This window comes from Zhongshania sp., from assembly GCF_041623545.1.
GTDB lineage: Bacteria > Pseudomonadota > Gammaproteobacteria > Pseudomonadales > Spongiibacteraceae > Spongiibacter.
On the sequence record NZ_JBFJWS010000074.1, the window covers coordinates 1 to 11,932 of the forward strand.

The window sequence follows — 11,932 nt, forward strand, 5'->3', positions numbered from 1 at the left end:
ATAAATTTGAGTTTTCAAAATACGATCCAGTAGTACGTAAGCACGTGATGTACAAAGAAGCTAAAATCAAGTAATTCGTTATTGAAGTGCTTTGATGTATAGCAATAAAAAAACCGCGCAATGCGCGGTTTTTTTATTGCTATCATATTGTTACCAGCAGATGCTGTTTAAGTGACGACCTGAAGGCTGTCTTCGACATCGGTGACGTGATCAAAGCCTTTGGCAATCTCAATAGAGTTAGCAAAACCTGGAAATCTCGCCATCGTTTTCTCGGTGCGGGTCTGTATGCAGATTTGAGCTGTGGTCGACGAAATCAGCGTTTGCTTGGAGCTGGACTTGAACGACACTGTACCGGGTGTTGCTTGCAATTATTCCTTGAGATGGTCAATTTTATTAAAGCTAAGCAACTGCTTGGTTTGCAGACATATTTCGCTAAACGCCGTATTTGATTTGCCGTATTTTGGCCACAATTTGGTGTCGTCATCAATATAGTGTGCAAACGCGATACTGATGGTGACGCCGTGAGCAACGATAATGACGTTTTCATTGGGGTGCTTAGCTGAAATTTCGTCCACAGCGGTAACTATTCGCTGCTTTACGATATTTTGTGATTCGCCATTCGGGGTAGCAAAGTCCGGATCGTCAATTAATTTTTGAACGATATTGCCCGCTTCAATTAGCTCTGCAAATGTTTTTCCCTCCCAATCGCCTAAATCCATTTCCATTAATCGAGGATCAAAATTCACCTCAAGTTTAAAGGTCCTAGCAATGGCTTCAGCGGTTATGCGCGCGCGCTGCAATGGGCTGGTGTAGATCACATCCGCGTGCAGGTAGCGCGGAAAATAGGCACCCAAACGCCGGGCCTGTTCATGGCCTTCTTCGGTAAGCTCGGTGTCGGTTTGGCCATGCCACACTTTGTTGATATTGGCGAAGGTTTGGCCGTGGCGAACAAAGCAGAGGCGGCCAGTGGTATCGGCAGTCATGATTAGAACCCATTTTTTATCACTTGGTGTTGTCTAAGCAGTTTACCAGCAATGGGTATCGATAGCGGTGAAAAATTGATGATCATTGTAGACGCGCCGATCAAGAGCGATACGTAAAAAGGCACTGCTGGGTTGCAGTGCCTTTGGCTGTAAACGCATACCGATGGCGCAATTATTGAGGTATTACTGGATTTTTAATCACGTCCGGTAGCGGTAGGCGATCAAAAAATGCAATTTCCTCGGCAGTGACCGTCAGTTTTAAGCGTCCGGTGTCGGTCACTTCTAAGGTCGGGCTACCACCAAGGTCAGATAGGCCGGCATCTAGCCTAGTCTGCTAACTTTACTGGATGGTCTCAAAACTACCGTCGCTATAGCGAATAACCACTGCACCACTACTGTCGCTGACGGTTGCAAAACTCGTTTCGCGGTGCCTAATATTACCGGAGATGCGGATTTCGCCGTCGGTCTCTGTTTCGGTCAGGCTCATAGTCACAGCATTGTGATTGCTTAAGGTGGCGGTATTCTCTCCTTCGTAAGCTAAGTTAAGTTGTTTGCCGCCGTAGCTTAAGTTTAATGTCGCTGTGCCTGCTTCTATGCCGCTGCGATTAGCGTTGAACTCTACTTTTACATCGTCGTCGACACCCGTGAGATCGATGTCAAAGACCATGCTGAGGCTGGCGATCGCGTAATCGGTCGGTGTTTCGTCGAGCTGGCAGCCATAGCTATAACTGTAGCCAGCTAATTCACTGTACGCGGACTCTTCATTACAACTTGCCTTGAAGTTATCAATGCTCGCGGCGAGGCTGGCACTTAATGCATTTCCTGAGGAATCGCTAAACTCCCCCGCCAAGCTTATTTCAAAGCCGTCAAAGCCCAGTGTTTCAGCATATTGTTCTTGTTCGGTGAAGGTTTCGCTACTGAATCCCGAGCTATAGCTACCGTCCTCTGTCGCCAGTAGCTCGCCGAGTGTAAGTGCCATGCTGCCAGTAAAACTGACATTGTTGTCGGCGGTGAGTTGGGCCAGTGTGATGCTGAGGGTTGCATCTATCCCAGTGACGGAGACTTCAGCGTCCCAGGTTTCACTGTAGCTGGTGGGTGCTTGCGTTTCGGTACTTTGTTCGTCATAACTCAGGGCAGCAGTGAAACTACCATCGTTAATTGTCATTGCAACGTCCGCACTTGCCGCCGACCCCGATACGGTTAAGGCGACTGTTGCTGAGCCAGTGTCTGAGTATGTGGTTTCATTGCCGGTAGTGGTGTCGCTAAAGTTTTCCTCGATGACGGTGGCGTCATCTGCACTTAAAGCAAGTGTCACGTCGGTCTCGAAAAGTGTAATCGACTGATCTATAGATAGATTAAGGCTAGTTCCTGATTGCAAGGTTGAGACGGTAAGACCGTTAACCTCGATTGCGCTTGGTTTGTTGTCATCTGGGGCGTCGTGATAGAGCTGATAGGCTGTTGCGATGGCATTTAAGCCTAAGCCAAGTGCCTCGGCGACAATGTCGCTATCTGCCGAAACTGACGCGCCGGCGAGATTTACTTGCTCGGCGAAAGCCGCCTGATTGACGGACATGACGCCAGCGCTGGCGAGATGTCGAACTTGTTTAACAAAGGCTTTACTGGCAATCAATCCTTCGCTGCCGACATCTTCGGGCACATCACCTTGGCTCGCGGTGGTACTGCCATTGGTTTGCGCATCGGCTTCTGCAGCTGTAATGCTGGTACTTGAGCTGCTGACGGCATTGCTATCTTCTACACCTGGCACCGCTTTTACTTTGTCGAGCAGTGCTAGCGCTTCCTCGAGGAGCTCCTCTAAGGTAACGGAGTCAGTATTGGTGTCTTCTTTGTCGGCGATACCGCTGTTACTAAATTGGTTTACAAAGTTAGCCGTAGCATCTTCGAGGCTGAGCGTAGTACTGCCCTTTAAGGCGGCGGCAACTGCCGCTGCGGATTTTAAATTGTATTCGAGGGCAGCTTGGCTAGCGGAGTTTACTGAGTTGGCATTGGTGATATCGACAATCGCTTGGTCAATTAGCCCGCCAGTGAGACCGAGTCGATTAGCGACTTGAGCATTCGAGCCAGCTGCGGCATCTGATGGGTTCGCGCCAGCGGCAACTTTTTGTAAGGTGAGTTTAGACGCAATATCCGTAATCGGTGTGATATTCACCGCGACACTGTTTCCTGTTGCCGAGGGCAGCGTTGCTGACATCGCAAAACTAGAGGCTAACGCGTAGGTGTCACCAAAATCCTTATCGCCGCACATAACAAGGTCGCAGCGCATTAAAGTGCCATTAGTGGCGGTAATTTCGACGTAAATGGCGGTACCGGGCACATAATTACTATTGAGCGACAGCGTGTAACTACCGTCGTCGGCCGTGGTCGCAGGATTTGCCAGGGCGCTTGTCTTGTCCACTGTACCGGTCGCTGTAATAGGGTAAGCATTGACGATACCGCCAATGACTATCCCTTTTGAGCTTTGTCCCCCAATTGAATTGGTCGGAGCTGTCGAGGCACTTTTTTTGCTTTCACTACCGCAAGCGACGAGCGCGGCGCTAATCGCGAGGGGTAGGACTAATTTATTAAGGCTATGAATATGACGCATGATTAATCTCCCAGTCGGCCTATACTGCGAGGCTGCTGCGCGATGTACATCCATAGTAAACGGAGGGCAGTTGCCCAGTTGTGCCACGTCCTGTGTGCCTGCAGTAGCCGGATTAGGTACTTATCGATTTTTCAGGAGTTGCGGTGTAATCATATGGAGCAACAGAACTGCTTTAGCGCAGCCCTGCTATTCCTAAGGGATAAGACACGTTAACACTACTAAGTTCTAGACAATTAATTCGGTTATTGCCAGAAAACTAAGCGGTTATAACGTATTGAGTTAACCGCGAAATTACTTAAGCATTTTTTACCTTTTCCGGCGCTGGCGTTGTAAACGCATAAGCACTAACTTGCTGATACTGGGTTTGTGTTCATACCAAAAATTAGAATCGACCTTTTACAGAAAAATTAAGTTCCAGTGTTTTAGCGTCTTCCCAGTTTAACTCATCAGTGCGTAGGTGCAGATTAAAATACTGGCCACCCAGCCCTAAGCCCCAAGCATCGCTACGTAAGTCGTAACTGAGTTGCCATTGTTTGTCTCGCCATTGTCTCTGGTAGCCGAGGCGGGGGAAAACGTGGCGATCATAGGCAAATAACTCGCTAGTGAGTGCGTGTTGGCTATCAAGTTGATAGTGGCCATGCAGTGAGTAACGGGAGGCGAGTCGCTGGGTTTGATCGCGGTAGCGCTCTACACCGCTGACGGTGGGTTTGGCGTCAATTGAGCCATTTTGGTCAAAGGAGATGTTGTCAGTATTGGCCGTGGCCGTGGTATAGGTGAGGTCGCGATATTGAATAAATGACAGTATATCTCGGCCACTAAAATCAATATTTAACTGTTTGTTTACTTGCCAGTGAAGGTCAATATCAAGGGATGTGCCGTGACCATCACTGTCTTCTTCTGCGCGGTCGAGTAGGGTGTCGCGGCTATAACCGTAATTGAGATAGAGCTGCGCTTGGTAGCCGTCATTGAGGGTGTTTAATTGGCCTTTTAAATAGCCATCGGTGGTGTGAGTCGCGCGCAAGTAGTTCAGCCGTGTTTTTATGGACAGTTGGGGATTAACCTCATAAAAATAAGCGGCGCTTAAACCCCAGGCGCGGAGGTGGTTGGGGCGCAGGTAAACGTTGTAATGGGTGTTTTGCGGCAGGGGCAAATCGTTGCGCTGTAAATAGGCTAGCTGCCCAGTGTCTTTGTTAAATTTTAAATAGTAGTCGTAACGATAAAAATAACTGAACTCAAAATCATTTTTGCGCACACCAATTTCAAACTGATTGTGCGTAAAGGCAAATTTTCCAGATTTCAGTGGTGCCCCATCAAGATCGTGAATCATCTGTTCTATCGGTGCTGCTTGGCTATAGCTGAGGCTGTCGATGCTGGAATAATATTCGGTTTCAGGTGTGGCGCCAGCGCATAGTAAGGCGTAGCTGCTAAAGATAGTTGCGATCAAGGCACGCATAAAAAATTCCAGTCGGCCGATATGAAGTATTTAAAAATCATATTAATAAAAAAGGGAGGCAAAAGCCTCCCTAATATCGCTGCGGTGAGATTTACATTACCGTTTCGAAGCTACCGTCGTTGTAGCGAATTACAACAGCGCCGGTATCGTCGCTGATAGTGGCAAAAGCAGAGCCGCCGTGTTTGATGTCACCGGAAAGGCTGGTTTCCTCATCGACTTCGGTCTCTGTTAGCGTCATGGTCACGCCGTTGTGGTTACTAAGGGTTGCCGTATTGCCGCCCTCGTAGTTCAAGTTAAGCTGCTTGCCGCCGTAGCTCAGTTTTAATGAACCCTCACCGGTTTCTAATCCGGTACGACTGGCGTTAAACTCGACTTTGACGTCGTCATCGACACCGTCGATGTCCAAGTTGAAGACAATGCTCAGGCTAGCCATCGCGTAATCGGTCTCAGTTTCATTGAGATCGCATTCGTAGCTGTAACTGCCGCCATTTGGGCCGTAGCTCGATTGCTGATTACAGGTTTCATTAAAGTTATCGATATTGGCTGCTAGGCTTGCGCTAATCGCATTTCCGAGGTCATCACTAAAGTCACCTGATAAGCTTATTTCAAAGCCATCAAAAGTGATGGTTTCAGTGTATTGCTCTTGGTTAGAGTTAGTCCACCATTCAGTATAACTGTAGCTGGTGCTATAGCTGCCTTCTTCACTGCCCTTTAGCTCTCCGAGTTTAAGCGCCATATTGCCGGTGAAACCGATGTTATTGTCACTATTAAGCTGTGCAAGGGTGATGTTTAGCTTGGCGTCGATATTGGTGACGGTAAATTCATCGTCCCAAGTATCGCTGTAGCCGCTGCCGGTCTCTGATGAGGTATCGGTCTCGGTCCACTGGCTATCGTAGCTTAAGGCGCCGCTAAAACTGCCTTCGTTGATGGTGATAGAAACCGCAGAACTGGCGGCGGAGCCTGATACGGACAAGGCGGCCGTAGCTGAGCCCGATTCCGAAACAGTTCTGGTGCCATCAACGGTATTGTCTACGGGCTCGTTTTCATTGATCACAGTGCCATCGGCGGCGCTTAATTTGATCGCAACCTCGGTTTCGTTTAATACCACGGTATCGTCTACTGCGAGTGTTACCGTGCCGGCTGATTCGGAGATGGCTACGGTGATTCCGTTAATTTCTACAGAGTTTGGTTTGTCTTCATCTGGCGCGTCGAGGTAAAGCTCGTAAGCACTGGCAATGGCATTAAGGCCGAGGCCAAGGCCCTCGGCAACAATGTCACTGTCGGCTGAGACGGCTTCGCTGGCCAGATCAATTTGCTCGGCAAAGGCCTCTTGGTTGGCGGAAACAACACCGGCGCTCGCTAAGTTGCGAACCTGCTTAACAAAGGCTTTACTGGCGACAAGACCTTCGCTGCCAACATCCTCTGGAACATCGCCCTGGCTTGGGCTGGTGTTGCTACTATTTTGTGCGCTGGATTCGGCCGTCGCTAGGCTAGTGCTCGAACTGCTCACGCCGCCGCTGTTTGCATTGACACCGTCAACAGTTTTGACAGTTTCAAGTAGCGCGCGCGCCTCTGCGAGTAATTCCTCGAGGCTGATATCATCGCTATTGGTTTCTTCTCGATCCGCAATGCCGCCATTGCTGAATTGATTTACAAAGTTGGCTACGGCATCTTCTAGGCTAGGTGTGGTGCTTGCTTTAAGCGCCGCAGCAACGGCAGCAGCCGATTTTAAGTTGTATTCAAGGGCGGCTTGGCTAGCGCCATTAACTGCGCTGGCACTGGTGATATCAACAATAGGCTGATCAATCAGGCCACCAGTGATGCCGAGTCGGCCAGCGACTTGGGCGTTAGAGCCTGCCGCAGCAGCAGATGGGTTTGCGCCACTCACAACTTTTTGCAAAGTTAACTTCGCGGCAATATCGGTAATGGGGGTGATGTTAACTGCGACACTGCTGCCACTGGCTTGGGGCAGTGTTGCTGACATGGTAAAGCCGGAAGCGAGGGTGTAATCCTCGCCAAAATTTTTCTCGCCGCATTTGGCAAGGTCGCAACGCATTAAAGTGCCATCACCGGCGGTAATTTCCACGTAGATAGCGCTGCCGGGTACGTAATTGTTATTGAGGCTAAGGCTATAGCTGCCGTCAGCGGCTGTGGTCGTAGGGGCGGCTAGACTGGTGCTTCTATCAACCTCACCAGTAGCAGTAATAGGGTAGGCATTGACTATGCCGCCAATAATAATCCCTTTCGAGCTGGCGCCCGCAACTGTTGTCGGCGCAGCTGAGCTGCCTTTGCTATCGCTACCGCAAGCAGCAAGGCTCGCGGCGATGGCCACAGGTAGAAGGAATTTTTGAAATTTGGGAATTTGACGCATGAAACATCTCCTTGTTTACCTATATCGACAGTATTACTGCGCTATTAATATCCATATTTAAGCTAAGGGCTCCTGCCCTATTTACTCGCACGCTCCTGTGCCAGCAGTAATTCGATTAGGTGCTTATAGTATTTTATGTGTTGCGGTGTAATCAGGTGGAACAACAATGAGAAGTCAAAAAGAAAACACATTTTTATTCACGCGATACGACACGTTAACGCCTTTACGTTTTAGCGCCTTATGTGATGTATATCAAGTTTTTCGCGGAATTAGTTCGTAGTAGTTTATTGGCAATAGCGTTTAATCATCGCTTGGAGTACATCAATAGTGGGGCGAATCTGGTCTAGCGCCATAAATTCATCTGGTTGGTGGGCTTGGTCAATAGAGCCTGGTCCCATGACAATGGTTTGCAGGCCTAGCTGTTGGAAAAACGGCGCTTCTGTGGCGAAGCCAACAGTGTCTGCGGTCTGCCCAGTCAGTTGTTCTACCAAGGCAACTATGTCTGAATTTTCTGGCTCTTCGTAGGCGGCTAGCCCCGGCATTAAGGCGCGTAAGCCAATGTTAATCGCGCGACGTTCGGCGACCGGTGTGAGAACTTTTTGAATGAGGGTGTCGAGTTCATCGTTGTCCATGCCGGGGGTGGTGCGAATATCAAAGTGCAGTTCGCATTTGCCACAGATACGATTGGGGTTATCGCCGCCGTGTATACAGCCAAAGTTCATGGTTGGCGTGGGCACACTAAAGGCCGGGTGGTGGTATTTTGCAGCCAGTTCCTGACGCAATTGCATAAGGCCGCTCATGACCTCGTGCATGGCGTCCATGGCGTTATTGCCGAGCAGCGGGTTAGACGAATGCCCTGAGCGGCCGGTAATGGTGATGCCCTTCATCACAATGCCTTTGTGGGCGCGCATAGGCCTGAGGCCAGTGGGTTCGCCGACGACGGCGTAGCGCGCGCCGGACACGTCGCTGTGAACCAGCGAGCGCGCGCCGTCCATGCTGCTCTCTTCGTCGGCGGTGGCCAGAATAATCAGCGGAGCACGTAGCGGCTTTTCTAAAAAGGGTTTTAGCGCCTCGATTGCAATAGCAAAGAAACCCTTCATATCGGTGCTGCCAAGGCCATATAAGCGGCCGTCGCGCTCTGTAAGGGTAAACGGGTCGCTATGCCAAAGCGTGTCGTCGCAGGGCACGGTGTCGGTGTGCCCCGCGAGCACGAGGCCGCCACTGCCGCTGCCTAGCGTAGCAACGAGGTTGGCTTTGTTGGGGCTTCCGGCAATCGGCAGTATGCGAATAGCGAAGCCGAGGGGTTCTAGCCAGTTGGCCAGTTGCTCAATTACTTTGATATTGCCCATATCACGACTGGGCAGAGTAGAGCTAACCGAGGGGAGTTTGACCAGCTCTGTCAGCATCGACAGAACGTTTTTTGTGTTCATAGGGTTCGCCATTTATCGCTGTCGCCGCTTGGCGATTGAAGCGATATTGTAGCGAGTTGAGCAAACAATAACAGCGGCTCGCACTGATATTGTTTGCTCGAGAGGCTTACTTACTTAAAGGAATATAGCCTTGAAGATGAAGAAGAATACAATCGCTAAGCCGGCGCCGGCTGGTAGGGTGATGATCCACGACATAAAGATATTGCGAATAACACTCAGGTTTAGCGCGGCAATACCCCGAGCCAAGCCAACACCCAATACCGCACCAACGAGTGTGTGAGTGGTGGAGATCGGTAGGCCTGTCGCGGAGGCGATAACCACAGTCGAGGCGGCGCCCAACTCGGCGGCAAAGCCGCGGCTCGGTGTCAGCTCGGTGATTTTGGTGCCGACCGTGGCAATAACCTTGAAGCCATAAGTTGCCAAGCCAAAGACGATACCGCCAGCGCCGACCAGTAATATCCAGCTGGGCAGGGCCGATTTTGCGCCGATTACGCCGCCGGACTGAACGACGCTTACTATGGCGGCAACAGGGCCAATGGCGTTAGCAACATCATTAGAACCGTGGGCAAAAGCCATGGCACAAGCAGTAAACACCATTAGTACCGCGAACATGCGCTCAACGCTGGCAAAGCGGAAGCGACCATCGGCGGACGGTGTGTCTTTGATGCGGCGCAAAAACAGCTGACCGATACCGGCAACAATAATCCCAGCGATGACGGAATAGCCCATGCACTGCTGAAAGTTTAAACCTAAGCCGAGGTGTTTGAGGCCTTTGGTCATGGTGACCATGGCGATCATGAAGCCGACTAGAAACAAATAGTAGGGTATGTATTTCTTGGCGGCTTCAAAGGGGTTTTGGGTATTGAGAATCAGGCGCTGGGCGCTGAGGAAGATACCAAAGGAGATGGTCCCGGCCATGACCGGTGAGACTACCCAGCTGGCGACGATTTGCCCGACTTTGCTCCAGACCACCGCATCGCTGTCGATACCGACTGCGGCAAAGCCAACTAAGGCGCCAACGATGGAGTGTGTGGTAGATACTGGCCACCCCATCATGCTGGCAACAAATAGCCAAACGCCAGCGGCTAATAGCGATGACAGCATGCCGAAGACCAGTAAATCTGGGCTATCCGCGACAAATGCGGGATCTATAATGCCTTTGCGTATCGTTTCGGTAACTTCACCGCCCGCTAAATAGGCGCCGCAAAACTCAAATAACATGGCGATGAGAATCGCCTGCTTAATGGTGAGTGCCTTAGCGCCCACCGAGGTGCCCATGGCATTGGCAACGTCATTGGCGCCAACGCCCCAGGCCATAAAAAAGCCAAAAAGGCAGGCTAAAATAAGCAATAACTGCCCGTGCTCAGCAATAATTGACATGTGAATTCCTTCTGTAAGCTTGTGCCAGCTGTTTAGCGAGCAATAACAATTTGCAGACGCGAGCCTACTTTTTGGGATTTATCAGACAATTCGCCAATAAGGGAAATGGTCTGGTAGAGAAACATAACGTCGACTGGCGGCAGATCTCGCTCTATTTCATACAGCGAACCGCGGATATCGATTTGAAGCTTATCGGCCGAATGCTCTAAGCGGTCTAACTCTTCAATCAAGGTTTCGACTAGACTCACTTCGCGGCCGCGGAAGCCTGTTTCAAGTAATTCATCAAGCTCTTCGATAGCCTTCATTGCCTGCGCAGAGGTAGCGATAGCCAGAATTACGTACTCGCTGAGCGCCGCGGCGAGTGATGGCGGGATTTGCATTTTGCGACCGAGCATCAAGCCGGCAATATCCTTGCTGCAGTTCGCAATACGGTCTTGCATGCTGACTAAATCAAGGAGGTCGGCGCGGGGCACGGGGAGGAATAAATTGTTTGGCAGTTGCAGGCGAACTTGCTTTTTGAGCTTGTCAGCTTCATTTTCAAGGTCAACGATGACTTGTTGGGCTTTTTCAGCTAGCACCCAGTCGTCGGCGAGCACAGCATCAATAAATGGCTTTAGTGCGGCAGCACAGGCTTGCGCCTGCTTCATGTGTTCCTGTATCGGTTCGAAAGGGGATTTTCCGAACAGATTACCCAGTGAATTTAATGGCACGGTGCGACTCCTGCATATCGTCAGTCGTATGAGTGGGCGGATTATACTGACCTAGGCCATGGGTAACCAGTTTTTAACGCGTCGCTGTTAGAGGTGTGTAATTTGCTTGGGACTTGCCATAATGCAAGAGTGATGCTGAGTATGCTGAAATCAACACACATTTTTTAGAATCATCCAACGATAACAAGGGATTAGCGCGGCGATGCAAAGCCAAATCACAAAGACTGGACCGCTGGACGTTGGGACCTTAGCCCGACAATTGGTGTCCGATGGGATTATTGATGCAGCAAGCGCAAAACGTTTGCGGCTAAGTCCGCCCCGTAGCGGCGATAAACTTCAGCACGTTCTCAATTATATTGCTGGCGAGCAGCTGCACGATTTATCTCGACAGGGCCGTGTCCTGACGATGGACAGTCTGCTGGATTGGCTGGCAGCGCATTGCGATCAAGCGGCATTGCGTATTGACCCTTTAAAGATTGACGTGCCTGCCGTCACTGGAGTGATGTCCTTTGCCTTCGCCCAGCGCCATCGTATTTTGGCGGTGGCGGTGACGCCAAAAGAGGTCGTTATTGCCGGGGGCGAACCCTTTGTCAATGCGTGGGAGGCGGACTTACAGCAGGTTTTGCGCAAGCCTATTCGCCGAGTTATAGCCGATCCCGAGGCAATAGATCGCTTCACCGTTGAATTTTACAGTCTGGCCAAATCGGTGCGCGGTGCCAGCGGTGATAATAATCGCCGCGGCAATGGGACTAATAATCTCGAACAGCTCCTCGAAATCAGCAATTTGAAAGACCTCGACGCCAATGACGGCCACGTCGTCAATATTGTCGATTGGCTGCTGCAGTATGCCTATGACCAGCGCGCCAGCGATATACATATTGAGCCGCGCCGTGAGCAGGGTAATGTCCGCTTTCGTATCGACGGCGTGCTTTATAATGTTTATGAACTCCCGGCTACGGTGCTCACCGCGGTGGTGAGCCGTTTAAAAATTCTCGGCCGGATG

General features: G+C 50.4%; 9 protein-coding genes. 2 read left to right on the forward strand and 7 right to left on the reverse strand.

Features of this window, described 5'->3' with window-relative positions; all coding sequences use genetic code 11:
• Positions 1–74, forward strand: a 74-nt coding sequence (rpmG, locus tag ABYT30_RS09115; protein WP_373096133.1) for a 50S ribosomal protein L33, incomplete at its 5' end; no start/stop codon positions are given.
• 294 nt (positions 75–368) lie between these two features.
• On the opposite strand, the gene ABYT30_RS09120 is transcribed toward rpmG, so the two are convergent.
• The 7 genes from ABYT30_RS09120 to ABYT30_RS09150 form a co-directional block, all read right to left on the reverse strand.
• Entirely contained in the window at positions 369–983 is a 615-nt protein-coding gene (locus ABYT30_RS09120; protein WP_373079155.1) for a histidine phosphatase family protein, read from the reverse strand.
• Positions 984–1,323: 340 nt separating this feature from the next.
• A complete protein-coding gene (locus ABYT30_RS09125; protein ID WP_373096126.1) occupies positions 1,324–3,585 on the reverse strand; it encodes a hypothetical protein in 2,262 nt (753 codons plus the stop codon).
• Positions 3,586–3,967: 382 nt separating this feature from the next.
• Entirely contained in the window at positions 3,968–5,038 is a 1,071-nt protein-coding gene (locus ABYT30_RS09130) for a hypothetical protein (RefSeq protein WP_373096128.1), read from the reverse strand.
• A gap of 91 nt (positions 5,039–5,129) precedes the next feature.
• Complete coding sequence (locus ABYT30_RS09135; RefSeq protein ID WP_373096130.1) at positions 5,130–7,409, reverse strand: hypothetical protein; 2,280 nt, start codon at positions 7,407–7,409, stop codon at positions 5,130–5,132.
• A 284-nt stretch (positions 7,410–7,693) separates the two neighbouring features.
• Entirely contained in the window at positions 7,694–8,839 is a 1,146-nt protein-coding gene (gene argE / locus ABYT30_RS09140; protein ID WP_373079166.1) for an acetylornithine deacetylase, read from the reverse strand.
• Positions 8,840–8,953: 114 nt separating this feature from the next.
• Positions 8,954–10,219: an inorganic phosphate transporter gene (locus tag ABYT30_RS09145; RefSeq protein ID WP_373079169.1), complete on the reverse strand. Its 1,266-nt coding sequence runs from the start codon at positions 10,217–10,219 to the stop codon at positions 8,954–8,956.
• A gap of 32 nt (positions 10,220–10,251) precedes the next feature.
• Positions 10,252–10,929: a TIGR00153 family protein gene (locus tag ABYT30_RS09150; RefSeq protein WP_373079171.1), complete on the reverse strand. Its 678-nt coding sequence runs from the start codon at positions 10,927–10,929 to the stop codon at positions 10,252–10,254.
• A 202-nt stretch (positions 10,930–11,131) separates the two neighbouring features.
• Between ABYT30_RS09150 and ABYT30_RS09155 the strand changes: the two genes are divergently transcribed.
• Positions 11,132–11,932 (forward strand): ATPase, T2SS/T4P/T4SS family (locus tag ABYT30_RS09155; protein WP_373096132.1); only part of this gene is annotated, 801 nt, incomplete at its 3' end.

Coding starts and splice junctions, on each gene's coding strand:
- ABYT30_RS09120 (WP_373079155.1), bottom strand. CDS start 983: ATGACTGCCGATACCACTGGCCGCCTCTGCTTTGTTCGCCACGGCCAA.
- ABYT30_RS09125 (WP_373096126.1), bottom strand. CDS start 3,585: ATGCGTCATATTCATAGCCTTAATAAATTAGTCCTACCCCTCGCGATT.
- ABYT30_RS09130 (WP_373096128.1), bottom strand. CDS start 5,038: ATGCGTGCCTTGATCGCAACTATCTTTAGCAGCTACGCCTTACTATGC.
- ABYT30_RS09135 (WP_373096130.1), bottom strand. CDS start 7,409: ATGCGTCAAATTCCCAAATTTCAAAAATTCCTTCTACCTGTGGCCATC.
- argE (WP_373079166.1), bottom strand. CDS start 8,839: ATGAACACAAAAAACGTTCTGTCGATGCTGACAGAGCTGGTCAAACTC.
- ABYT30_RS09145 (WP_373079169.1), bottom strand. CDS start 10,219: ATGTCAATTATTGCTGAGCACGGGCAGTTATTGCTTATTTTAGCCTGC.